Source organism: Brevundimonas sp. PAMC22021, assembly GCF_019443405.1.
Taxonomy (GTDB): domain Bacteria; phylum Pseudomonadota; class Alphaproteobacteria; order Caulobacterales; family Caulobacteraceae; genus Brevundimonas.
Map to the genome: position 1 here is coordinate 1,141,057 of NZ_CP080376.1, position 22,028 is coordinate 1,163,084.

The window sequence follows — 22,028 nt, forward strand, 5'->3', positions numbered from 1 at the left end:
GCGGGGTGGTGACTATGGTCCTGAGCCTTCGCCTGCGCGGCAAGGGCAAGCAGGGATGCGCCGGCGGCGAGGCCGACGAGGGGATGGACAGCCATCACGGCTTCCTCCTTTCAGATCGTGACGAGGGATCGCGCCAGGTTCAGGCGCGGCGGGTCAGACGATCAGGAGGCGAGGCGGGCCCACGGCGGGCGCTGGGGATCGGCCGCTAGGCAGGATGGTGAGGACGACGCCTGTTGAGGCGGAGCCCGTCGTTACCTGGTCCGGAGAAGCGGCTGAGATGGGCGAAGCGGCGATGCAGGCGACGCAGCAGCCCATGACCTTCATCGACCGGGGCGCTTCTGAAGCCGGACCGCCGGGGTGGTGCGGCGCGGCGCCCTCCGTCTGGTGACACGGCGGCTCGGAGACCGGCGCGGCGGAGGCGGCGACGGCGCCGAGCGACAGCACCGACGCCACGCCCATCAGCATAAGGATGATCCGGACGATCTTCACGCACCCAGCATAGAGGCGGCCGCCGCGTCCGGCAACGCGCCAGCCAGTCCCCTCGGTCAGGCCTTCGCCCAACCCTCGTCGATTGCCCAGACCGCGAAGGCGTAGTCGTGCGCCACTTCCTTCAGATAGTCGAAGCGGCCGGCGGCGCCGCCGTGACCGGCCTCCATGTTGATCTTCAGCAGCACGGGCTTGCCGGAGGTGGTGGCCGGCCGCAGCCTGGCGACCCACTTCTCCGGCTCCCAGTAGGTGACGCGGGGGTCGGACAGGCCGCCGGTGGCCAGCACCGCCGGATAGGCCTTGGCTTCCACCTGGTCGTAGGGACTGTAGCTCATCATATAGTCATAGGCGGCGGCGTCCTCGATGGGGTTGCCCCATTCGGGCCATTCCGGCGGCGTCAGCGGCAGCGAGGTGTCGCTCATGGTGTTGATGACGTCCACGAACGGCACCTGTCCGATGATCCCGGCCCACAGCTCAGGCCGCATGTTGGTGACCGCGCCCATCAGCATGCCGCCCGCCGATCCACCCTGGGCCACGATGCGGCCGGCCGTGGCGTACTTCCTGTCGATCAGATGCTCGGCGGCGGCGATGAAGTCGGTGAAGGTGTTCTTTTTGGTCATCCGGCGCGCCGCCTGGAACCAGCCCCAACCCTTGTCCGAGCCGCCGCGGATGTGGGCGATGGCGTAAATCCAACCGCGATCCACCAGCGACAGCCGGTTGGTGGAGAAGCTGGCGGCCATCGGGATGCCATAGGAGCCATAGCCGTAGAGCAGCAGCGGCGCCGAGCCGTCCACCGGCGTGTCCTTGCGACGCAGCACGGTGACCGGCACCAGCTCACCGTCCGATGCGGGCGCGTTCAGCCGTTCGACCACATAGTTCGCGATGTCGTGGCCGGACGGAATCTCCTGCGTCTTGCGTAGCGTCCGCTCGCGCGACGCCATGTCGTAGTCATAGGTCTGGGTCGGCGTGGACGGCGAGTTGTAGGCGTAGCGGGTGACGCCCGTGTCGTATTCCGACGCCCCGGCCAGCGACAGGGCGAAGGCGGGCTCGTCTGCCGCGATCTCGTGCTCGCTGCCGGCGCGATCGCGGATGATGATGCGGGTGTTGGCGTCCGACCGCTCCTGGCGCGCGAGGTGGCCCTTCGTCAGGTCGAAGCTTTCGATGAATCGGCCGGGCGTGTGGGCGACCAGGTCGGTCCAGCCGGTGCGGGCGGGCGCATCGGTCGGGGCGGTCACGATCTTGAAGTCGATGGCCTCGTCGCCGTTGGTGCGGATCACCCAGCGATCGCCCCAGTGGTCCGCGTCGTAGCGGTGCGCGATTTCTCGCGGCTCCAGCACAACAGGCGCGGCCGTCGGCGCATCGCCGGGGATGTAGCGGGTCTCGGAAGTCTCCTGGTTCTGGATGCCGATGACGATGAAGCGGTCGTCGGAGGTGCGGCCCACCCCGATGAACATGCCCTCATCCTCTTCCTCATAGACCAGAGTGGTCTCGCCGCCCTTCGAAGGACGACGGAAGATCTTGTCGGGACGGCCGTTGTCGTTGCGGTTGGTCCAGAAAATCCACTGGCTGTCCGGCGAGAAGGCGAAGTCGCCCGTGGCGCTGTCGATCACGTCCGGCAGCACCTGGTTCGAGGCCAGGTCCTTGACGTAGATCTTGTGCACCTCCGAGCCTTGCGCGTCCTCGGCATAGGCGAACAGGGCGTGATCGGGGCTGTGCGAGGCGTTCGACACCTCGGAATAGGCCTTGCCCTCGGCCAGGGCGTTTGCATCCAGCAGCACCTGCTCGGAGCCGCCCTGGCGAGGCTTTCGGCAATAGAGCGGGTGCTGATCGCCGGTGTTGTAGCGGACGTAATATTCCCATGGACCGTCCGGCGCGGGCACGGAGGAATCGTCCTCCTTGATGCGGCCGCGCATCTCGCGGAACATCGTCTCCTGCAGCGGCAGGGTCGAGGCCATCATCGCCTCGCGATAGGCGTTCTCCGCATCCAGGTGTTCCTTGACCTCGGCCTTGATCAGGGAAGGATCACGCAGCACGGCCTGCCAGTTGTCGTCCTTCATCCACTGATAATCGTCGGTGCGGGTGCGCCCCAGCTGTTCGATCGTGACGGGAATCTTCCTGGCGACAGGCGGCGCGGGGCGGTTGGCGGGCATTGGGGCTCCGGGAGATTGAGCAAGGACGGGCGCGGCTGCGGTGGATAGGGCGGCGGCGCTTGAGGCGATCATCTGGCGACGGTTCATGGCGGCGTTTCCCCCGAAAAGCTCATGTTGCCTGGACCTTGTGCGGGGGAGGGGCGCTCGTCAAATGAAACGGGCGCAAGGTCTAGGAGCCGTGATGTTCGACAGCCTGCCGATCCAGGATGAACGACCCGTCGAGGCCGCACGTCCGGCGTGGACCCTGACCCTGGGCCTGATCGACGCTACGGTGCAGATCGACCAGCCGAACGGTGAGGGCACACGCACGGTGGGCACGGCCTTTCTGGTGAATGCGCCTGCGCCGGGCGGCCAGCCCCGCACCGTCTTGGTCACGGCCGGCCACGTCCTGGACCGGATGCAGGGGCAAGAGGCGCGCCTAGGCTGGCGGGTGGAGACGACGGGCGGGACCTGGCGCTTCAATCCGCAGCCGCTGGCCATCCGGGACGAGAACGATCGCCCGCTGTGGCGCCGGCATCCGGATCGCGATGTCGCGGTGATGGCGATCCAGGCGCCGGACGCCTTCGCCCGCGCCGCCATTCCGCTGGCGTGGCTGGCCGGACCAGAGGCGTTCGATGAGGCGCAGGTGGGGCCGGGCGACGAGATGCTGACGCTCGGCTTTCCGCACGGGCTGTCGGCCAACCGCGCGGGCTTTCCGATCCTGCGAACCGGCCGGATCGCGTCGTGGCCGCTGACGCCGATCACGGCTTTTCCGACCTTTCTGCTCGACTTCGCGGTGTTCCCCGGCAACTCGGGCGGGCCCGTGTTCTGGACGCCGGCGGCAAGGAAGACCGCCAGCGATCAGGCGCCCGAACACCCCTATGTCGCCGGCATTCTGACGCAGGAGGTGCGAGTGGGCGACGAACGCCTCGGCATCGGCGTGGTCGCCCATGCCGAGGATATCCGCGCGGCCATCGCCCTGCTGGACGCCGCCCCCGAGTTCTAGCCGGCGAGCGCTTCCACCGTCATTCGTTGCAGCAGGTCGCCGCCCTGGCCCACCGCCGCCAGACGGCTGGAGACGTGGCCCAGCACGTTGGCGGCATAGACCTCGTACAGATCCATCTTGCCCTCCAGCCACACGGGATCGCCATCGTTGGCGTCCAGCCGAGCCTTGGCCAGGAGAGCGCCCTTGGCCAGCAACCAGCCGCCGGCCACATCGCCCAGCAGCTTCAGATAGGCGTCGGCGCCGGCCAGCACGTCGGCTGCGGCGGCCGGATCGGTCTTGCGGTCCAGCAGCCACAGGGTGGCGTCCTCCACCGCCTCGATGGCGGTGGCGAAGCGTTCGACCGGCTTGCCCGAATAGACGCGCGACAGCTCGGCCAGCGTCGCCGTCATGTCCGCGATCAGATCGCGCGCGGCCTGGCCGCCGTCCATCGACAGTTTGCGGCCGACCAGGTCCATGGCCTGGATGCCGTTGGTGCCTTCGTAGATCGGCGCGATGCGGGCGTCGCGGTAGTGCTGGGCCGCGCCCGTCTCCTCGATGAAGCCCATGCCGCCGTGGACTTGGACGCCTGCCGAGGCGACCTCGACGCCGACACCCGTCGACCAGGCCTTGGCGATGGGCGTGAACAGGTCCTCGCGCGCCTTCCAGCGCTTGCGGTCCGCCTCGTCTGGCGCGTGCTGCGCCATGTCGGCGGCGACCCCTGTCAACAGGCAGATGGCGCGAGCCGCCGAGATCTTGGCCTTCATCACCGAAAGGCTTCGGCGCACGTCCGGATGGTCGAAGATCGCCGATGACGGCTCGCCGGTCCAGACCGAACGGCCCTGACGCCGATCCAGCGCATAGGCGAGTGCGCCCTGATAGGCGCGCTCGGCGATCCCCACGCCTTCGACGCCGACCGCGAGGCGCGCCGAGTTCATCATCACGAACATATGGGCCAAGCCCTCGTTCGGACGTCCGACCAGCTCCGCACGCGCGCGCTCGTAGGCCATGACGCAGGTCGGCGAGGCGTGGATGCCCAGCTTGTGCTCGACCCCCACGGGGCGGAAGCTGTTGCGCTCGCCCAACGTCCCGTCCGCCTTCACCTCGAACTTGGACGCCAGGAACAGGCTGATCCCCTTGGGCCCTTTCGGAGCATCGGGCAGGCGGGCCAGCACCAGGTGGACGATGTTGTCCGTGGCGTCGTGATCGCCCCAGGTGATGAAGATCTTCTGGCCCGTCAGGCTGTAGGTCCCGTCGCCGTTCGGCGTGGCGGTCGCCGTCAGCGCGCCGAGGTCCGAGCCCGCGCCGGGTTCCGTCAGCACCATGGCGCCGGTCCATTCGCCAGCCACCAGACGGGTCAGATAGGTCTGTTTCTGCTGATCGGTCCCGACCTGCTCCAGCGCCTCGATGGAGGCCAGCGACAGCATGGGGCACAGGCCGAACGCCATGTTGGCGGCGTGCACCGTCTCATAGGCCGCGAGCTCCAGCGCCTTGGGCAGCCCTTGTCCGCCGGCGGATGCAGGCGCCGACAGACCGGTCCACCCGCCGGCGGCGAACTGGCGATAGGCGTCGGCGAACCCCGGCGCGGCCGTGACATCGCCGTTGGCGTAGGTCGATCCCTTCTGGTCGCCGATGCGGTTCAGCGGCGCCAGCACCTCTTCCGAGAACTGGCCGGCGGCCTGCAGCACGGCGTTGCGAACGTCCGTGTCATAGTCGGGAAAGGCGCCGATGGCGCCCAGCTGCTCCGCGCCCGCGATGTCGAGGGCGAAGGCGAGGTCGCGAACGGGAGCGCGGTAGGTCATGACGTATCCTCTGTCTCTGCGTCGTCTGTGCCGCGCGGGCGGGCTGCGACGCAAGCGCTTGGCGAAACGGCCTTGATCCGCCAAGCTGGCGCCCTGCCGCCACGGAAGGGAAGCCGCATGGCCGAACCGCGCAACCGCTATTCGACGGTGTCGCTGACGCTGCACTGGCTGACCGCCGCGCTGGTGGTCACCCAGGTGGTGCTGATCTCCGTCGCCGACAATGCCGAAGGTCCCGCCGCCGGATCGTTCATTGGCCTGCACAAGTCCGTCGGATTGACCATTCTGGTGCTGACGCTGGTGCGACTGGCGTGGCGCCTGGCCAATCCGGCCATTCCATTGCCCGCCGACACCCCGCGCTGGCAGCGGATGGCGGCGCGTACGACGCATGTGCTGTTCTATGTGGTGCTGATCGCCCTGCCGATGACCGGCTGGCTGGCGTCGTCGGCCGGGGGGCGGGCGATCGAGTGGTTCGGCCTGTTCCAGTGGCCGCTGCTGCCGGTCGGCGGCGGGCGCGAGGCTGCCGGCGCCTTCATGGACATCCACCGCGCCGTGGTGAAGAGCCTCTACATCCTGATCGCACTGCATGTTCTGGGCGCGCTGAAGCATCACTTCGTGAACCGCGACAACGTGCTGCACCGGATGATCCCGCTGATCCCGCGCCGACCGTGAGGGACACGGTTCAAGCGGCTGTCGAGGCGCTGCGGGCCGGCCAGCTGGTGATCCTGCCCACGGAGACGGTTTACGGCCTCGCCGCAGACGCGGGAAACCCGCAGGCGGTCGCCGCCATCTTCGAAGCCAAGGGAAGACCTCGCTTCAACCCGTTGATTTCGCACGTAGCCGACGCCGATGCGGCAAGGAAACTGGCGCGATTCGACACTGCGGCGAACGCCTTGGCCGCCGCCTTCTGGCCTGGGCCGCTGACGCTGGTCCTGCCGGTTCTGGACGGCGAACGGGTCAGCGACCTCGCGCGCGCAGGTCTGGACAGCGTCGCGATCCGCGCGCCGGGCCATCCGGTGGCGCGCGAGGTGCTGAGGGCGTTCGGCGGACCGGTTGTCGCGCCCTCCGCCAACCGCTCTGGCCGCCCCAGTCCGACGACCTATGCCGATGCTGTTGAGGAGACGGGCGCTTCGGTCGCCGCGGCGCTTGACGGCGGCCCCTGCGAGGTCGGCCTCGAGAGCACGGTCGTGTCGGTGCTGGACGGCGATGTCCGCCTGCTGCGACCCGGCGCCGTGACGCGGGCCGAGATCGAGGCGGTGGTCGGTCCCGTTCGCCAGGACGGAGAGGGGCATCGTTCGCCGGGCCGGCTGGCGCTGCATTATGCCCCTGACGCGCCAGTCCGGATCGAAGTGACGGAGGCGCGATCCGGTGAGATCCTGTTGGGTTTCGGGCCGGGCGTCGGCGATCTCCGCTGGAGCCTCAGTCCCTCGGGCGACCTGCGCGAGGCCGCCGCCAATCTGTTTCGCCGCCTGCGCGAGGCCGATCGCGAACGGCCGGCCGGGATCGCGGTGTCGCCGATTCCGCAACAGGGCCTGGGCGAGGCGATCAACGACCGGCTGCGCCGCGCCGCCGGCTTCGTCGGCTGATTGTCAGCGGGTGTCCGGACGGGTGAACACCCAGTCGGATTGGGATGATGCGGAAGCGTCGAAGCGATAGCCGGCGCTGTTGAACGCCTTCAGGTCCTCGGCGCGTTCGATCCGCTGGTCGATGGCGAAACGCGCCATGAGACCCCGCGCCTTCTTGGCGTGAAAGGAGACGATGCGGCTCTGGCCGTCCTTCTCTTCGCGGAAGTGCGGCGTGATCACCGGCAACGTCAGGGCCTTGGCATCGACCGCCCCGAAGTACTCCTGGCTGGCCAGGTTCACCACCACGGGATCGGCCTGCCCGTCGGCGTCCGCGTTCAACTGCTTCGACAGGCGGTCACCCCAGAAATCGTAGAGGCTGGAGCCTCGCCGCGTCGCCAGCTTGACGCCCATCTCCAGGCGATAGGGCTGGATCTGGTCCAGCGGCCGCAGCAGGCCGTAGAACCCCGACAGGATGCGGAGGTGATCCTGAGCCCAGGTCAGTGCATCCTTGTTGAGATCGCGAGCGCGCAGACCCTCGTAGACGTCGCCTGCGAAGGCGAAGGCCGCCTGCACGCCATCGGTCGACGCCGCGTCGAAAGCCTTGAACCGCGCCTGGTTCAGCTCCGCCAACGCCTCCGAGATGCCCATCAGCCGACGCAGGTCGGCACGCGTCTGGCGCTCGGCGGTTCTGGACAACTGGGCGGTGTCCTCGAGGAAGCGCCGCTCGGTTGCCGGAATCGCGGGATCGGCGGGGGTGAAGTCCAGCCGCTTGGCCGGTGACAGGACGATCAGCAAGGCTTGGCGGCTCCGGCTCTTTCAGGCGTGCGCCACATAGGCCGCTTCTTGTGCGATTTGAACCGCAACGCTCAGAACAGCACCGCCGGGTTCATGATCCGCTGAGGATCGATGGCGCGTCGAATGGCGGCCATGGTCTCGATCTCCAGCGGCGTCTTGTAGCGACGAACCTCCTCGCTCTTCAGCCGGCCGAGACCGTGTTCGGCCGAGATCGAGCCGTCGTAGCGGGCGACCACGTCATGGACGATCCGCGAACCATCTTTCCACCGGGCGATGAAGGCCGGCACGTCCTCGCCCACGCCTGGCAGGATGTCGTAGTGCAGGTTGCCGTCGCCGACATGGCCGAAGACGGACACCCGCGCGCCGGGATGGAACCGCTCCACGGCCGCCGTGGCCTCGTCGATGAAGTCGGCGATGCGCGAGATCGGCACCGACACGTCGTGCTTCCAGCCGCCGCCCTCGGGCTTCAGCGCGGCGGAGTGTTCTTCCCGCAGGCGCCAGAAGGCCGCGCGCTGGGCGTCGTTCTGGGCGATGGCGGCGTCGGTGATCAGCCCTTCCTCGAAGGCGACCTCCAGCAGCCGCTCGATCTGCGCCTCCGCGCCGCCGGCCGTCCCCGAGGCGATCTCGATCAGCACCGACCACTCGGGCTGGCTCTCCAGCGGCTCGCGCGTGTCCGGGATGTGCTTCAGCACGAGGTCCGTGCCCAGCCGCTTCATCAGCTCAAAAGCCTCGACGCCGCCGCCGGTCTCGGCCTTGGCGCGCGCCAGCAACTCGACGGAGGCCGCGGCCGTCTCCAGCCCGACGATGGCGACCGCGCGAGACCGCATGACCGGGAAAAGCTTCAGCGTCGCCGCCGTGACCACGCCCAGCGTCCCCTCCGCCCCGATCAGCAGCTGCTTTAGGTCGTAGCCGGTGTTGTCCTTGCGCAGCCGCTTGAGGCCATGGAAGACCTCGCCATTCGGCATGACGGCCTCGATGCCCAGCACCAGGTCGCGCATCATGCCGTAGCGCAGCACCTGGGTGCCGCCCGCATTGGTGGAGATCACCCCGCCGATGGTGGCCGACCCTTCCGCCGCCAGGCTGAGGGGAAAGACACGCCCTGCCGCCGTCGCCGCCTGCTGGGCTTCCAGCAGGGTCAGTCCCGCCTCGACCGTCATGGCGTCATCCAGCGGCGTGACATCGCGCACCGCCCGCATCTTGCGCAGCGACAGCAGCACCTCGCCATGAGGGATCTGGCCGCCCACCAGTCCTGTGTTGCCGCCCTGGGGGATGATGGCGACGCCGTGTCGGGCGCAGATCGTTACGGCCCGGGCGACCTCCCCGGTCGAACGGGGGTTCAGCAGAAGCGGCGTCTGGCCCGTCCAGCGGTTGCGCCACTCGGTCAGCCATGGCGCGATCTCGCCGGGGTCCTGCGTCCAGCCGCCCGGACCCAGCGCGGCTTTCAGTTCGTCAAAGACGGGTGAGACGGCGGCATTCATGCCTCGCCTTGTGTCAAAGCGCTGGGCGATGGGGAAGGGCGCAGCTACCGTCCAGCCATGGAATCTCGTGAAATGACGCCGATCCCGGCGGTCGGCGTCGTCTGCATGCGCGGCGACGAGGTGCTGTTGATCCGGCGGGGAACGCCGCCTCGCCTCGGCGAATGGAGCCTGCCCGGCGGGCGGATCGAGCCCGGAGAACGGGCGATCGAAGCGGCGCTTCGCGAACTACGGGAAGAGACGGGCGTCGAGGCTGAGATGCTGGGCCTGATCGACGTGGTGGACGGCGTCTTTCCCGAACATGGCCGCCATTATGTGCTGATCGACTACGCCGCCCGCTGGCTGTCGGGCGAGCCCCAGGCGGGGGACGATGCGACGCAGGCTGCGTTCTTTGCCTTCGAGGAGGCCGTGCGACGGGTCGATTGGGACGAGACCCGACGCATCCTCCTGCTCGCCAGGGAACGGTTCGCCTGATCCGCTGGCGTCGGCTCCGCTTGGGAGATAGGCTGCCCCTGGATCAGGGGAGGGATCGGAATGGACGCCACAACCATCTTTGCGGCCTTTGTGCTGCTGCTGGCCGGCGCGCTGTTGTTCAGCGTGATCAAGATCGTGCCGCAAGGCCGTGAATTCACGGTGGAACGGTTCGGCAAATACACCAAGACGCTGAGCCCCGGCATCGGCTTTCTCACGCCCTTCATCGAGCGCGTCGGCAAGCGCATGAACATGATGGAGCAGGTGCTGGACGTCCCGACCCAGGAGGTGATCACCAAGGACAACGCCATGGTGAAGGTGGACGGCATTGTCTTCATCCAGGTCATGGACGCCGCGCGCGCCGCCTATCGCGTCGACAACCTGCCCTACGCCATCTCGCAGCTGTGCATGACCAATCTGCGCACCGTGGTCGGTTCGATGGAGCTGGACGAGGTTCTGAGCCAGCGCGACAGCATCAACACGCGCCTGCTGCATGTGATCGATGCGGCGACCGAGCCGTGGGGCGTCAAGGTGAACCGCATCGAGATCAAGGACCTGACGCCGCCCTCCGACATCACCAACGCCATGGCGCGCCAGATGAAGGCCGAGCGCGAGCGCCGCGCCGTGATCACCGAGGCGGACGGGGAAAAGGCCGCCGCCATCGCCCGCGCCGAGGGGGCCAAACAGGCCGCGATCCTGCAGGCCGAAGGTCGCAAGGAAGCCGCCTTCCGTGACGCCGAGGCGCGCGAACGCGAGGCCGAGGCCGAGGCGCGCGCCACCGCCATGGTGTCCGAGGCCATCGCGCGCGGCGACGTCAACGCCATCAACTACTTCGTGGCCCAGCGCTACGTCGACGCCTTCGCCGAACTGGCCCGCAGCCCGCAGCAGCGCACGGTGATCGTGCCGGCGGAAATGGGTTCGCTGGTCGGCACCATCGCCGGATTGGGCGAGTTGGTCGGACTGGCGCGCGAGCAGCAGCGCGAGGGGGCGAACCGGCCGATGTCCACGCCATCGACGCGCGGCGCAAGCGGCGGCGCGGTCCCGCCGACGGCATAGAGGAGGCGACGATGACCTGGCTTGTCGAACTCTACGCCACCCAGCCGTTCTGGGTCTGGCTGGCCATAGGCGTGCTTCTGCTGGCGGTCGAGGCGATGTTCTCGACCGAATGGCTGCTGTGGCCGGCGGTGGCGGCGGGGATCGTGGCGGTCATGACCGCCGCCGGCCTTGAGCCCGGAGCGGCGTGGGAGGTGGCGATCTTCGCCGCGCTGACGGTCGTGGCCACATTGCTGTCGCGGCGCCTGGCCGGGCGCGTCAATCCGATCGGGCCGGACGTCAACGACCGCGAGATCCGCCTGATCGGCCAGCGCGCCCGAGTGGTGGAGCCGTTCGTCAACGGTCGCGGCCGGGTGTTCGTCACGGGCGCGGAATGGTCGGCTGAACTGGTCGGCGCGCCGCCCGGTCCTGGCCAGGACGTGCTGGTCGAGCGGGTCAGCGGCTCGTGCCTGACGGTGCGCGCCGACTGAGCCTCAGCGCCGGCCCAGCACCTCGTCCACGCCGCGATTGGCCAGGCCGTCGGCGCGTTCGTTCAACTCATGGCCTGCGTGGCCTTTCACCCAGCGCCACTTCACGTCGTGACAGAGCCTGGCGGCGTCCAGCCGCTGCCAGAGTTCGGCGTTCTTGACCGGCTTCTTGTCGGCGGTAAGCCAGCCGCGCGCCTTCCAGCCGCGCATCCATTCGGTGATTCCCTGCATCACATATTTGCTGTCGGTGTGCAGTTCGACCTTGCAGGGACGTTTCAGCGCCTCCAGCGCCTGGATGGCGGCCATCAACTCCATGCGGTTGTTGGTGGTGTTGCGCTCGCCGCCCCAGAGTTCCTTCTCGTGGCCTCCGCCGGCCTGCAGCACCGCGCCCCAGCCGCCTGGCCCCGGATTGCCCTTGCAGGCGCCGTCGGTGTGGATGATGACGTGATCGGAGGGACTCATGGTCGCGCGTGCCTACAGCCTCCCTTGGCGCATGGCCATCACTGGGCCTATATGCGGGAACAAGAAACGAGACCGACCCGCTCGGTCCATTCGCAGGAGATTCGTCATGGGCTCGATGAGCATCTGGCACTGGGCCATTGTCATCGTCGTCGTCGCCCTGCTGTTCGGCGGGCGCGGCAAGCTTTCGGGCCTGATGGGCGACGCCGCCAAGGGCATCAAGGCCTTCAAGGAAGGCCTGCGCGACGACGACAAGAAGGACGGACCGCACGAAGGCGTCTCCTCGCTGCCGCGAACCGACGTCGAGAAGGAAGAGCTGAAGCGCTAGTCGCCTCGGTCTTCTTGAGCAGCGTGTAATGGGCGGCCTGGGTCCCGGCGTCGGGGGCTTCGAAATCCTTGTGATCGGTCTGGTGGCCCTGCTTGTGGTGGGGCCAAAGGACCTGCCTGTGCTGATGCGCCGCGTGGGCCAGATGGTGTCCAAGGCGCGCGCCATGGCCAACGAGTTCCGCTCCAGCTTCGACGAAATGGCGCGCCAGTCGGAGCTCGACGACCTGCGCAAGGAGGTCGAGGCGCTGAGGTCGGGGCAGGGGATGTACAATCTCGGCGCCGACGCCGAGGCCGCCTTCAAGGACATCCGCGACGACCTGAATAAGCCGACGGACGCCTTGCCGCCGCCCCCGCCGATGCCGGAGTTCCCGGACCCGGCAACCGAGCCCGCCACGCTGGCGCAGGCCGAGCCGGTGCTGGAGCCGGTCAGCGCGCAGCCCGCCCCGGTCGAAACGCCCCGCAAGCCCCGGCGCGCCAAGACCGCTGACGGCGAGCTGGCCCCGACCGTGCGCAAGACCCGGGCCAAGGCCCAGCCCGCCGAAGCTGGCGAGACGCCGGTGCGCAAGCGCAGCCCTCGAAAGACGGCATCGTGACCGCCGTGGACCGAGACGAGGCCGAGATCGAGGCTTCGCGTGCGCCGCTGATGGACCATTTGGTCGAACTGCGGAACCGACTGCTAATCTGCGTGGTGGCGTTCGCGGCCGGCTTCATCCTGTGCTTCGCCTTCTCGGGGCCCCTTTATCTGTTCCTGGTCAAGCCGTTCGCGGCGGCGGCGGCGTTCCACGCTTCGGTCGGACCGCACGGCCATGTGTCGCCGCTGGATCTGATCCTGGGCACGGCTGGACTGACGCCGCTGCCGCAGATCGACGGGCAGATGGTCAACCTGATCTACACCGCGCCCCTCGAAATCCTGTTCACCAAGATGAAGCTGGCGGCGTTCGGCGCCGTGGTGCTGGCGTTTCCAGTGCTGGCCTGGCAGCTGTATCGCTTCGTCGCGCCGGGGCTGTACCGCAACGAGCGTGGCGCCTTTTTGCCGTTCCTCTTGGCGGCGCCGCTGCTGTTCCTGCTCGGCGCGGCGCTGGTCTATTTCGTCATGCTGCCGTTCGTGATGTGGTTCTCGCTGAGCCAGCAGATCGTGGGTGAAGGCGTACAGGCGGCGCTGCTGCCCAAGGTGTCGGACTATCTGAACCTGGTGACGGCGTTGCTGCTCGCGTTCGGCCTGTGCTTCCAGCTGCCGGTCGTCATGACGCTGCTGGGGCTGGCCGGCCTGATCAGCAGCGAGGTCATGGCCAAGGGACGGCGCTACGCCATCGTGGCCGTGGTGGTGGTCGCCGCCGTGGTGACGCCGCCGGATCCCATCAGCCAGCTGATGCTCGCGATCCCGCTGGTGATCCTCTACGAGGTGTCGATCTGGTGCGTCCGGCTGATCGAGCTGCGCCGGCGCAAGGCGGATGACGCCGAAGCCCTGGTCGAAGCCGCCTGATCCCTGCGGCCTCGCGTCGCTGACCGCAACCGCCTGGCCTCCCGGTGCGCTAGGTTGGCGATGCATCGCCGAACATTCGTCGCCTCCGCCCTGTCGCTGATCCCCGCCACCAGCGCCTGCGGGCGCGCGGCCGAAACCCTGGATCTGCCGGTCGCCGAGACCAACGGCCTGGACGCCGCGCTGATCGCCCAGACGATGACGGCCGCGGAGGGCCTGCCCAAGCTGCACAGCGTCATCGTGGCGCGCGATGGGCAGGCGATTGTCGAGCGCGTGCTGAGAGGGCCGGGCCTCGATACGGCCGTCAACATCAAGTCCGCCTCCAAGTCCGTGCTGGCCGCGCTGGGCGGGATCGCCATCGGCAGGGGCGTGTTCCAAGGCGTGGAGCAGCCGGCCTCCGCCTTTCTGTCGGATCGCTTTCCGGCCAGTCCTGATCCTCGGTTGAGCCAGATCACCATCGGCAATCTGCTGTCGATGCAGGCGGGATTGGGCGCGACCTCTGGACCCAACTACGGGGCCTGGGTCTCCAGTCGGGATTGGGTGAGGTATGCGCTGGCCCGGCCGTTCGAGGCCGATCCGGGCGGGCGGATGATCTATTCGACCGGGACCTCGCACCTGTTGTCGGCGGCCCTGACGCGGGCCAGCGGCCGCTCCACCCTGGCCAACATGCGCGAGTGGTTGGGCGAGCCGCTGGACATCGCCGTGCCCTCCTGGCCGGCCGATCCGCAAGGCATCTATTTCGGCGGCAACGACATGCGCCTGTCGCCGCATGCGTTGCTGAAGTTCGGAGAGCTGTATCGCAACGACGGAGTGCATGCGGGCCAGCGCGTGCTGCCTGAAGGCTGGGTCGAAGCCTCATGGAACGGGCGCGGCACGTCGAGATGGAGCGGCAATCCCTATGGCTACGGCTGGTGGCTGCGGCGGTCCGGACGCCACGATGTGCGCTTCGCCTGGGGCTATGGCGGGCAGATGGTGTTTGTCGTGCCGGACCTGCGGCTGACCGTCGTCATGACCTCCGATCCGGAACCCCAGGAGACGCGTGACGGTCATGTCGACGCCCTTCACGGCCTGCTGGATCGGGGCTTCATCCCGGCGGCGGAGAAAGGCGCCGCCGCGGCATAGAAAAAGGCGCCGGACGTTTCCGCTCCGGCGCCTCCGTCGTTCTGCCGATCGGCTGGATCAGCAGCTGTAGTACATGTCGAATTCGACCGGGTGCGGATGCAGTTGCAGACGCATCACCTCTTCCATCTTCAGCTCGATGTAGCTGTCGATGAAATCGTCATCCATGACGCCGCCCTTCTTGAGGAAGGCGCGATCCTTGTCGAGGTTCTCAAGCGCTTCGCGCAGGCTGCCGCAGACCTCGGGGATCGAGCCGCGCTCTTCCGGCGGCAGGTCGTAGAGGTTCTTGTCGGCCGGCGCGCCCGGATCGATGCGGTTCTCGATGCCGTCCAGGCCCGCCATCAGCAGGGCCACGAAGGTCAGATAGGGGTTGCCCATCGGATCGGGGAAGCGAGCCTCGAGGCGCTTGGCCTTGGGGCTTGAGACATGCGGGATGCGGATCGAGGCCGAGCGGTTCCGGGCCGAATAGGCCAGCTTCACCGGCGCCTCATATCCCGGCACCAGGCGCTTGTAGCTGTTAGTGGTCGAGTTGGCGAAGGCGTTGATCGCCTTGGCGTGCTTGATGATGCCGCCGATGTACCACAGGCATTCCTGCGACAGGCCGGCGTACTGGTCGCCCGCGAACAGCGGCTTGCCGTCGCGCCAGATCGACTGGTGCACGTGCATGCCCGAGCCGTTGTCGGCGAACATCGGCTTGGCCATGAAGGTCGCGGTCTTGCCGTACGCCGCCGCGACGTTGTGGATCACGTACTTATACAGCTGCAGCCGGTCGGCCATGGTCAGCAGGTCGGAGAATTTGAGACCGAGCTCGTGCTGCGCCGGCGCCACCTCGTGGTGGTGCTTTTCCGGATCGAGACCCAGGTCCTTCATCACGCCCAGCATTTCGCCGCGCAGGTCCTGGCCCGAATCGACGGGATTGACGGGGAAGTAGCCGCCCTTGGGCCCGGGGCGGTGGCCCATGTTGCCCTCGGTGTACTCCGCGCCCGTATTCGCCGGCAGCTCGGTCGAATCGTAGCTGTAGGAGGTGTTGTGCGGCTGGGTCGACCAGCGCACGTCGTCGAAGATGAAGAACTCTGCCTCAGGGCCGAAATACACCGCATCGCCCACGCCCGACGACTGCACATAGGCCAGCGCCTTCTTGGCCATCGAGCGGCTGTCGCGGTTGTAGGGCTCGCCCGTGTCCGGGTTCATCACGTCGCAGAACAGGAAAAGCGTCGTCTGCTGGTAGAAGGGGTCGATGTAGGCCGTCGTCAGGTCCGGCTTCAGCAGCATGTCGGACTCGTTGATCGCCTTCCAGCCTGCGATGGACGAGCCGTCGAACATCGTGCCTTCGTTCAGGAAGTCGTCATCGACCAGGTCGATGTCGAAGGTGACGTGCTGCAGCTTGCCGCGCGTGTCGGTAAAGCGGACGTCGACGTACTTCACGTCCTTGTCCTTGATCTCCTTCAAGATCTTGTCTGCGGCGCTCATTCTCGAAAGTCCTGTTTCTTGGTCGTTTGGGGAGGAGGACGACCGCCGGACCCGAGGACCCGTCGGCCTTTGGGTCTGGCCTAGACGGCCTGGGCGCCGGTTTCGCCTGTACGGATGCGGATCACCTCGGCCACGTCCGAGACGAAGATCTTGCCGTCGCCGATCTTGCCGGTGCGGGCGAAGGTCTGGATCGCCTCGACCACGGCCGGAGCCAGGTCGTCGGCCACCACCACCTCGATCTTGATCTTGGGCAGGAAGTCGATGACGTATTCGGCGCCGCGATAGAGTTCGGAATGGCCCTTCTGGCGGCCGTATCCCTTGGCCTCCAGCACGGTCATGCCTTGCACGCCCACGTCCTGGAGCGCTTCCTTCACGTCATCCAGCTTGAACGGCTTGATGATGGCTTCGATCTTTTTCATGGCGATCCCGGCAGCGGCGCGCAAAACGGCTCGACGCTCGGGGGTGAATGGGACATGGCGGGGGCAGTCATGGCAAGCGGTTTTCGCCAGACGGCGCGGCAAAAGTGGGAACCCGGATGATTCACTCGAACACTCCCGGTCTCTGGCGAGGCCTTCTGCCCTGGCCGGGCGCGCAGACGCACAAGCATTCGAGAGGGCGGCTGGGCGTCGTTTCAGGTCGCGCGCACCAGACAGGCGCGGCGCGACTGGCGGCGCGCGCCGGCATGCGCGTGGGTGCAGGCTGGGTGCAGGTGTTGTGCCCTTCGGACGCCGCCGCCGTCCTGGCCCCCGTGCTGGAGGCGGCGCTGCTGACGCCGTTCGGATCGCCCGAATCGCTGGGTCGAGAGGCGGCGGGGCTGGACGCGGTCGTCATCGGACCGGGCGCCGGCAAGGGCGAGGACACCATTGACGCGATTGACGTGCTGAGTGTCAGCGGCGCCGCTCTGGTCATCGACGCCGACGGCCTGTCCGCCTTCAAGGGGCGAGCCGAAGAGCTGTTCACGGGCCTGGATCGGGACGACGTGCTGACGCCTCACGAAGGCGAGTTCGAGCGCCTGTTCCCCGGGCTCCTGGCGAACGGGCGAGAGGATGCCGCCGTGCGGGCGGCGCAGCGCGCCCAGGCCGTTGTCGTGCTGAAAGGCGCGGAAACGGTGATCGCCGCGCCGGACGGCCGATGCCGCATCAACCGCAACGGCTCGCCCTGGTTGGCGACCGCAGGGACGGGCGACGTGCTGGCGGGAATGATCGGCGGCCTGGTCGCCCAGCGCATGGACAGCTTCGAAGCCGCCTCGGCCGCCGTCTGGCTGCACTCGGAGGCGGCGAGCGGCTTTGGACCCGGCCTGATCGCGGAAGACTTGCCCGGCCTCTTGCCGCCAGTGCTGCGCGCCCTGTTCGAAGCGGAGCGGAGCGCGGGATCGGACTAGACTTCGCCCGATCAATCCGCGATTCGCAGGCCCATGACGATCCACACCCCGCCGCCCGAAGGCGGCCGCATCATTGACGAGCCGATGGAGCAGGCGCTGAGCCGCCGCTACCTGGCCTATGCGCTGTCGACCATCACCAACCGGGCGCTGCCGGACGTGCGCGACGGCTTCAAGCCGGTGCACCGCCGCATCCTCTACGCCATGCACCAGATGCGGCTGAACCCGCAGTCGGCGGCCAGAAAGTGCGCCAAGGTGGTCGGCGAGGTGATGGGCGGATACCACCCGCACGGCGACGCCTCGATCTATGAGGCGCTGGTGCGCCTGGCCCAGGATTTCGCCCAGCGCTATCCGCTGGTCGACGGGCAGGGGAACTTCGGCAATATCGACGGCGATAGCGCCGCGGCCATGCGCTACACCGAGTGCAAGCTGACGCCGGCGGCGCAACTGCTGCTGGAGGGGATCGACCAGGACGCCGTCGACTTCAAGGCGACCTACGACGACCAGGACAAGGAGCCGGTCGTCCTGCCGGCCGGCTTCCCCAACCTGCTGGCCAATGGCTCGTCGGGCATTGCGGTTGGGATGGCGACGTCGATCCCGCCGCACAATGCCGGAGAGCTGATCGAGGCCTGTCAGCTGCTGCTGACCAATCCAGCCGCGACCACGGCCGAGCTGGCCGAGATCGTGCCGGGGCCGGACTTCCCGACCGGCGGGGTCGCGGTTGAAGGACACGCCTCCATCCTCGACGCCTATGAGACCGGCCGCGGCGGCGTGCGTCTGCGGGCGCGCTGGGAGACCGAGGACCTGGGGCGCGGCGTGTGGCGCATCGTCGTCACCGAGATGCCGTATCAGGTCCAGAAGTCCAAGCTGATCGAGGCGCTGGCCGACCTGATCGAGCAGAAGAAGGCGCCGCTGCTGGCCGATGTACGCGACGAATCGGCCGAGGACATCCGCCTGATCCTGGAGCCCAAGAGCCGGACCATCACGCCCGAGGTGCTGATGGAGAGCCTGTTCAAGCTGTCGGACCTGGAAGTTCGGTTTCCCATCAACATGAACGTGCTGGACGCCACCGGCACGCCGCGTGTCATGGGGCTGAAGGAGTGCCTGCGCGCTTTCCTGGATCACCAGCGTGAGGTGCTGAACCGCCGCAGTCAATGGCGAATCGACCGGGTCGAGAAGCGGCTGCACCTGCTGGAAGGCCTGCGCATCGTCTTCCTGAACCTGGACGAGGTGATCCGCATCGTCCGTGAGGAGGAGCAGCCGAAGGCGGTTCTGATCGCCCGCTTCGGACTGACCGAGGTGCAGGCCGACTTCATCCTCGACACGCGGCTGCGGCAGCTGGCGCGGCTGGAGGAGATGACGATCGAGAAGGAGTTCTCCGAACTGTCGGAAGAACTGGCGCGCCTGCAGGCCCTGACATCGTCGGAGGGCAAGCAGTGGAAGGCCATCTCCAAGGAGTTGGAGACGGTGCGCAAGGCTCTGATCTCGCCTCGACGCACCACCATAGCGGAAGCCGTCGATGCGTCGGCGTTCGTCGCGCCGGAAGCCTTCATCCCGCGCGAGGCGATCACGGTGATTCTCTCCGAACGCGGCTGGATTCGGGCGGCGAAGGGGAGGGTCGAGGACCCCTCCGAGCTGAAGTTCAAGGAAGGCGACAAACTGGCCTTCCTTGTCCCGGGCTTCACCACCGACAAGCTGCTGATTGCGGCTTCGGACGGACGCATTTTTACCGTTGGGGCGGATCGACTGGCGTCCGGACGCGGGCACGGCGAGCCGCTGCGGCTGATGATCGATCTCGACGAGAAGGCCGAGATCATCAACGTCCTGTCGCATCAGCCGGGCGGGCGGCTGCTGATCGCATCAAAGGCGGGCTATGGCTTCATCGCGCCCGAGGACGAGTTACTGGCGCAGAAGCGTGGCGGCAAGCAGGTGCTGAACGGCGATCTGCTGGCGGTGCTGCGCGTGACCGGCGACCATGTCGCTGCGATCGGCGAGAACATCAAGACGCTGATCTTCCCCTTGGCCGAGCTGCCGGAGATGGGGCGCGGCAAGGGCGTGAAGCTGCAGGGCTTCAAGCAGGGCGGCTTGGCCGATGTGACGATGTTCAGCGCCGAACAGGGTCCGGAATGGGTCGATGGCGGCGGGCGTCGCCGTCAATGGCCGGACTGGAAGGACTGGCTGGGCAAACGCGCAGGCGCAGGCCGGCAGGGTCCGAGAGGCCTGAGAAAGTTCCGGTAGCCGGTCGCTCAGCTACTCCAGCGGCTCCCAGCCGTTGAAGCGGAGGACCTCGGCGGGGCGGAACTCGGCCTTGTAGTCCATCTTGCGCGAGCCCCTGACCCAGTAGCCGAGATAGACGAACGGAAGGCCGACGATCTCCGCCTGGCGGACGTGATCCAGGATGGCGAACCGGCCGAGGCTGCGTCGCGTCTCGGTCGGGTCGTAGAAGCTGTAGACCATGGATAGGCCGTCGCGCAGGTGGTCGGTCAGGGTGACGGCCAGCAACCGGCCGGGGCCGCTGTCCTCGGACGGCGCGCGATATTCGATCAGGTGGGTGCGCACGGCCGTGTCCTCGACCATGGCGACGTAGTCGAGCCAGCCCATCTCGCTCATGCCGCCGGTCGGATGGCGCGTGGTCAGATAGCGGCGCAGCAGCTGGAACTGCTCCACCGTCGCCTCGGCCTCGACCAGGCAGCGCGACAGGTCGTCGTTGCGGTGCAGGATCTTGCGCTGAGACCGCGAAAAGGCGAACCGCTCCACCGGCAGACGCACCGAGACGCAGGCGTCGCAGGCTTCGCACGCGGGGCGATAGGCGATGTTCTGACTGCGGCGAAAGCCGGAGGCCGTCAGCTCGTCGTTGACGTGCGCTCCGTCGGAGAACGGCAGGTTGGCGAACACCTTGCGTTCGGTCTTGCCCGGCAGATAGGGGCAGGGCGCCGTTGCGGTCATGAAGAACCGAAGCTGCCGTGTGGGAACGTGCTGCGTCACGACCGCACTGTCGCTCCATCACCCTTTCGCCCGCAAGTCTGTTCTCGCGGGCGGGGCATCCTACAGGCTGGTGTCCATGGGCAGGACCGGCGCCTCTCGCAACAGCACAATGGCGATGCGCCGGTTGCCGGCCAGCGAAGGATCGTCGGGATAGAGCGGATCCGATCCCGCCTTGCCCGCCACCGAATAGACGCGGTCAGGATCAACCCCCGCGCCTTGAAGCACCAGTCGCGAGGCGTTGGCGCGCTCGGACGACAGGCTCCAGTCGGCCGGGGCGCTGGCGCGGCCGGAGCCGGCGACGGCGCTGGTGTGGCCGGTGATGGAGATGCGGTTCGGCAGCTGGTTGACGACCTTGGACACGGCGCGCAGCAGCACCTGGGCGCGCGCGTTCGGCCGGGCCGAGTTGGTGTCGAACATCGAGCGGCCTTCCTGATCGACCAGCTGGATGCGCAGGCCCTCCGGCGTCTGATCGACGATCAGCTGCTTCGACAGCTCGGCCAGCTCAGGCATCGACTGCATGGCCTGGCGGAGCGATTCGGCGGCGGAGGCGAACTCGGCCGCCTCGCGCTTTTCGACTTCCTTTTGCAGCGCGGCGTCGCTGGCCGAGCTGAGATCGCTGGCGCCCGGCGCCTGAGCGTCCGGCGGCGCTTCCGGAGCCAGTTGCTCCAGCACCGACATCGAGCCCGCGCTTTTGACCCCGTCTTCGCCCAACGCCGTGCCGCCCAGGATGCCGCCTGACCCTGAGGTGGTTTCCGACACGCTGGCCGGCGCGAAATATTCGGCGATGCCGCGCTTCTGCTCCGGGTCCGTGGTGTTGATCAGCCACATCAGGAGAAAGAAGGCCATCATGGCGGTCACGAAGTCCGCGTAGGCGACCTTCCAGGCGCCGCCGTGGTGGCCGTGACCACCGACCTTCTTGACCTTCTTGATCAGGATCGGACGATCGCTGACAGCCATGGAAGTTCGCCCCCGAGGATTCCGCGCTCTCTGCTTGGCGGATCAGGGTTAAGGGCGGGTTTCCGAACGGCTCGCCTTGCCCTGCGGGCCCGCGCCGCATAGGTCGGACGGGTGAGCATCGAGCCGATCCCCGAACACCTGTCGCAAGCCGAGGCGGAAGAGGCGTCGGCCTATCGTCGCGCCCTGGGGGCCTTTGCGACCGGGGTGTGCGTCGTCACCGCCGATACGGCGGACGGGCCGATGGGGATCACCATCAACTCCTTCACCTCCGTGTCCCTGAACCCGCGCCTGGTGCTGTGGTGCATCGACGAACGGTCGGACCGCTGGCCGGTCTTCGCCGCCGCCAATCACTTCGCCATTCACGTGCTGCCGGCCGGCGATCGGGAGCTTGCGGCGCGCTTCGCCAAGGGCGTCTGCACCTTGTCCGAGGGCGAGTTCACGCGGGTGGGAGAGGGACCGCCGGGTCTGCCTGAGGCCCTGGCCCGCTTCGATTGCGCGGCGCACGATCGCATCCAGATGGGCGACCACATGATCCTTGTCGGTCGGGTCGAGCGCTTCAGTGGCTCGGACGGCGAGGCCCTGACCTATTTCCGGGGGCGCTACGGCCGCGCCGTCGAGAGCTGAGAGGAAT

General features: G+C 67.8%; 23 protein-coding genes. 13 read left to right on the forward strand and 10 right to left on the reverse strand.

Annotation, left to right across the window (positions count from 1 at the left end; genetic code table 11):
- Positions 1 to 153 precede the first annotated feature (153 nt).
- Together KY493_RS05515 and KY493_RS05520 are read right to left on the reverse strand one after the other, a co-directional pair.
- Positions 154 to 489, reverse strand: a complete 336-nt coding sequence (locus tag KY493_RS05515) for a hypothetical protein (RefSeq protein WP_219897967.1) — start codon at positions 487 to 489, stop codon at positions 154 to 156.
- A 56-nt stretch (positions 490 to 545) separates the two neighbouring features.
- The gene (locus KY493_RS05520) at positions 546 to 2,723 is read right to left on the reverse strand and encodes a S9 family peptidase (RefSeq protein WP_219897968.1); all 2,178 of its coding nucleotides are present in this window, start codon (positions 2,721 to 2,723) and stop codon (positions 546 to 548) included.
- Positions 2,724 to 2,817: 94 nt separating this feature from the next.
- On the opposite strand from KY493_RS05520, the gene KY493_RS05525 reads away from it, so the two are divergent.
- On the forward strand, positions 2,818 to 3,621 hold the full coding sequence (locus tag KY493_RS05525; protein ID WP_219897969.1) for a serine protease: 804 nt from the start codon (positions 2,818 to 2,820) through the stop codon (positions 3,619 to 3,621).
- Here the strand turns inward: KY493_RS05525 and KY493_RS05530 are convergent.
- A complete protein-coding gene (locus KY493_RS05530) occupies positions 3,618 to 5,399 on the reverse strand; it encodes an acyl-CoA dehydrogenase (RefSeq protein WP_219897970.1) in 1,782 nt (593 codons plus the stop codon). The genes KY493_RS05525 and KY493_RS05530 overlap by 4 nt on opposite strands.
- A gap of 117 nt (positions 5,400 to 5,516) precedes the next feature.
- Here KY493_RS05530 and KY493_RS05535 point away from each other — a divergent pair, with 117 nt between their 5' ends.
- Together KY493_RS05535 and KY493_RS05540 are read left to right on the forward strand one after the other, a co-directional pair.
- A complete protein-coding gene (locus tag KY493_RS05535) occupies positions 5,517 to 6,068 on the forward strand; it encodes a cytochrome b (RefSeq protein ID WP_219897971.1) in 552 nt (183 codons plus the stop codon).
- The gene (locus tag KY493_RS05540) at positions 6,065 to 6,982 is read left to right on the forward strand and encodes an L-threonylcarbamoyladenylate synthase (RefSeq protein ID WP_219897972.1); all 918 of its coding nucleotides are present in this window, start codon (positions 6,065 to 6,067) and stop codon (positions 6,980 to 6,982) included. Before KY493_RS05535 ends, KY493_RS05540 begins: the two co-directional genes overlap by 4 nt.
- Positions 6,983 to 6,985: 3 nt before the next feature.
- On the opposite strand, the gene yaaA is transcribed toward KY493_RS05540, so the two are convergent.
- Together yaaA and KY493_RS05550 are read right to left on the reverse strand one after the other, a co-directional pair.
- Positions 6,986 to 7,756, reverse strand: coding sequence for a peroxide stress protein YaaA (gene yaaA, locus KY493_RS05545; RefSeq protein WP_219897973.1), 771 nt, complete (start codon positions 7,754 to 7,756; stop codon positions 6,986 to 6,988).
- A 71-nt stretch (positions 7,757 to 7,827) separates the two neighbouring features.
- Positions 7,828 to 9,234 carry an FAD-binding oxidoreductase gene (locus tag KY493_RS05550; RefSeq protein ID WP_219897974.1) on the reverse strand — a complete coding sequence of 469 codons (1,407 nt, stop codon included), beginning with the start codon at positions 9,232 to 9,234 and terminating at the stop codon, positions 7,828 to 7,830.
- A gap of 72 nt (positions 9,235 to 9,306) precedes the next feature.
- Here KY493_RS05550 and KY493_RS05555 point away from each other — a divergent pair, with 72 nt between their 5' ends.
- The 3 genes from KY493_RS05555 to KY493_RS05565 are packed head-to-tail and all read left to right on the forward strand — an operon-like array spanning position 9,307 to position 11,225.
- Complete coding sequence (locus KY493_RS05555; protein ID WP_219897975.1) at positions 9,307 to 9,705, forward strand: NUDIX hydrolase; 399 nt, start codon at positions 9,307 to 9,309, stop codon at positions 9,703 to 9,705.
- A gap of 60 nt (positions 9,706 to 9,765) precedes the next feature.
- Positions 9,766 to 10,758: an SPFH domain-containing protein gene (locus tag KY493_RS05560; RefSeq protein WP_219897976.1), complete on the forward strand. Its 993-nt coding sequence runs from the start codon at positions 9,766 to 9,768 to the stop codon at positions 10,756 to 10,758.
- A gap of 11 nt (positions 10,759 to 10,769) precedes the next feature.
- Positions 10,770 to 11,225 (forward strand): NfeD family protein, encoded by a 456-nt coding sequence (locus tag KY493_RS05565; protein ID WP_219897977.1) that lies wholly within the window; start codon positions 10,770 to 10,772, stop codon positions 11,223 to 11,225.
- A gap of 3 nt (positions 11,226 to 11,228) precedes the next feature.
- Here the strand turns inward: KY493_RS05565 and rnhA are convergent, their stop codons facing one another.
- Positions 11,229 to 11,684, reverse strand: coding sequence for a ribonuclease HI (rnhA, locus tag KY493_RS05570; RefSeq protein ID WP_219897978.1), 456 nt, complete (start codon positions 11,682 to 11,684; stop codon positions 11,229 to 11,231).
- 106 nt (positions 11,685 to 11,790) lie between these two features.
- Here rnhA and KY493_RS05575 point away from each other — a divergent pair, with 106 nt between their 5' ends.
- Genes KY493_RS05575 through KY493_RS05590 form a run of 4 tightly spaced genes read left to right on the forward strand, consistent with a single transcriptional unit; the run spans position 11,791 to position 14,610 of the window.
- A complete protein-coding gene (locus KY493_RS05575) occupies positions 11,791 to 12,009 on the forward strand; it encodes a twin-arginine translocase TatA/TatE family subunit (RefSeq protein ID WP_219897979.1) in 219 nt (72 codons plus the stop codon).
- Positions 12,010 to 12,037: 28 nt separating this feature from the next.
- A complete protein-coding gene (gene tatB / locus KY493_RS05580) occupies positions 12,038 to 12,601 on the forward strand; it encodes a Sec-independent protein translocase protein TatB (RefSeq protein ID WP_219897980.1) in 564 nt (187 codons plus the stop codon).
- The gene (gene tatC / locus KY493_RS05585) at positions 12,598 to 13,491 is read left to right on the forward strand and encodes a twin-arginine translocase subunit TatC (protein ID WP_219897981.1); all 894 of its coding nucleotides are present in this window, start codon (positions 12,598 to 12,600) and stop codon (positions 13,489 to 13,491) included. Before tatB ends, tatC begins: the two co-directional genes overlap by 4 nt.
- A 60-nt stretch (positions 13,492 to 13,551) precedes the next feature.
- Positions 13,552 to 14,610, forward strand: a complete 1,059-nt coding sequence (locus tag KY493_RS05590; protein ID WP_219897982.1) for a serine hydrolase — start codon at positions 13,552 to 13,554, stop codon at positions 14,608 to 14,610.
- Positions 14,611 to 14,667: 57 nt separating this feature from the next.
- Here KY493_RS05590 and glnA read toward each other — a convergent pair whose 3' ends face one another.
- Positions 14,668 to 16,077 carry a type I glutamate--ammonia ligase gene (gene glnA / locus KY493_RS05595; protein WP_219897983.1) on the reverse strand — a complete coding sequence of 470 codons (1,410 nt, stop codon included), beginning with the start codon at positions 16,075 to 16,077 and terminating at the stop codon, positions 14,668 to 14,670.
- Positions 16,078 to 16,157: 80 nt separating this feature from the next.
- Entirely contained in the window at positions 16,158 to 16,496 is a 339-nt protein-coding gene (locus tag KY493_RS05600) for a P-II family nitrogen regulator (protein ID WP_219897984.1), read from the reverse strand.
- A gap of 116 nt (positions 16,497 to 16,612) precedes the next feature.
- Between KY493_RS05600 and KY493_RS05605 the strand changes: the two genes are divergently transcribed.
- Together KY493_RS05605 and parC are read left to right on the forward strand one after the other, a co-directional pair.
- Positions 16,613 to 17,458 (forward strand): NAD(P)H-hydrate dehydratase, encoded by an 846-nt coding sequence (locus KY493_RS05605; RefSeq protein ID WP_219897985.1) that lies wholly within the window; start codon positions 16,613 to 16,615, stop codon positions 17,456 to 17,458.
- A gap of 33 nt (positions 17,459 to 17,491) precedes the next feature.
- Entirely contained in the window at positions 17,492 to 19,693 is a 2,202-nt protein-coding gene (gene parC, locus KY493_RS05610) for a DNA topoisomerase IV subunit A (RefSeq protein WP_219897986.1), read from the forward strand.
- 12 nt (positions 19,694 to 19,705) lie between these two features.
- Here parC and KY493_RS05615 read toward each other — a convergent pair whose 3' ends face one another.
- Positions 19,706 to 20,440, reverse strand: a complete 735-nt coding sequence (locus KY493_RS05615) for an arginyltransferase (RefSeq protein ID WP_219897987.1) — start codon at positions 20,438 to 20,440, stop codon at positions 19,706 to 19,708.
- A 60-nt stretch (positions 20,441 to 20,500) separates the two neighbouring features.
- Entirely contained in the window at positions 20,501 to 21,397 is an 897-nt protein-coding gene (locus KY493_RS05620) for a flagellar motor protein MotB (RefSeq protein WP_219897988.1), read from the reverse strand.
- 111 nt (positions 21,398 to 21,508) lie between these two features.
- Here KY493_RS05620 and KY493_RS05625 point away from each other — a divergent pair, with 111 nt between their 5' ends.
- Positions 21,509 to 22,021: a flavin reductase family protein gene (locus KY493_RS05625; RefSeq protein WP_255568057.1), complete on the forward strand. Its 513-nt coding sequence runs from the start codon at positions 21,509 to 21,511 to the stop codon at positions 22,019 to 22,021.
- The last annotated feature ends 7 nt before the right edge of the window (positions 22,022 to 22,028 follow it).

Bases quoted from the DNA above. Each gene is read 5' to 3' on its own strand.
- KY493_RS05520 (WP_219897968.1), bottom strand. From the start codon at position 2,723: ATGAACCGTCGCCAGATGATCGCCTCAAGCGCCGCCGCCCTATCCACC.
- KY493_RS05525 (WP_219897969.1), top strand. From the start codon at position 2,818: ATGTTCGACAGCCTGCCGATCCAGGATGAACGACCCGTCGAGGCCGCA.
- KY493_RS05530 (WP_219897970.1), bottom strand. From the start codon at position 5,399: ATGACCTACCGCGCTCCCGTTCGCGACCTCGCCTTCGCCCTCGACATC.
- KY493_RS05535 (WP_219897971.1), top strand. From the start codon at position 5,517: ATGGCCGAACCGCGCAACCGCTATTCGACGGTGTCGCTGACGCTGCAC.
- KY493_RS05550 (WP_219897974.1), bottom strand. From the start codon at position 9,234: ATGAATGCCGCCGTCTCACCCGTCTTTGACGAACTGAAAGCCGCGCTG.
- KY493_RS05555 (WP_219897975.1), top strand. From the start codon at position 9,307: ATGACGCCGATCCCGGCGGTCGGCGTCGTCTGCATGCGCGGCGACGAG.
- KY493_RS05560 (WP_219897976.1), top strand. From the start codon at position 9,766: ATGGACGCCACAACCATCTTTGCGGCCTTTGTGCTGCTGCTGGCCGGC.
- KY493_RS05565 (WP_219897977.1), top strand. From the start codon at position 10,770: ATGACCTGGCTTGTCGAACTCTACGCCACCCAGCCGTTCTGGGTCTGG.
- rnhA (WP_219897978.1), bottom strand. From the start codon at position 11,684: ATGAGTCCCTCCGATCACGTCATCATCCACACCGACGGCGCCTGCAAG.
- KY493_RS05575 (WP_219897979.1), top strand. From the start codon at position 11,791: ATGGGCTCGATGAGCATCTGGCACTGGGCCATTGTCATCGTCGTCGTC.
- tatB (WP_219897980.1), top strand. From the start codon at position 12,038: ATGGGCGGCCTGGGTCCCGGCGTCGGGGGCTTCGAAATCCTTGTGATC.
- KY493_RS05590 (WP_219897982.1), top strand. From the start codon at position 13,552: ATGCATCGCCGAACATTCGTCGCCTCCGCCCTGTCGCTGATCCCCGCC.
- glnA (WP_219897983.1), bottom strand. From the start codon at position 16,077: ATGAGCGCCGCAGACAAGATCTTGAAGGAGATCAAGGACAAGGACGTG.
- KY493_RS05600 (WP_219897984.1), bottom strand. From the start codon at position 16,496: ATGAAAAAGATCGAAGCCATCATCAAGCCGTTCAAGCTGGATGACGTG.
- KY493_RS05605 (WP_219897985.1), top strand. From the start codon at position 16,613: ATGATTCACTCGAACACTCCCGGTCTCTGGCGAGGCCTTCTGCCCTGG.
- parC (WP_219897986.1), top strand. From the start codon at position 17,492: ATGACGATCCACACCCCGCCGCCCGAAGGCGGCCGCATCATTGACGAG.
- KY493_RS05620 (WP_219897988.1), bottom strand. From the start codon at position 21,397: ATGGCTGTCAGCGATCGTCCGATCCTGATCAAGAAGGTCAAGAAGGTC.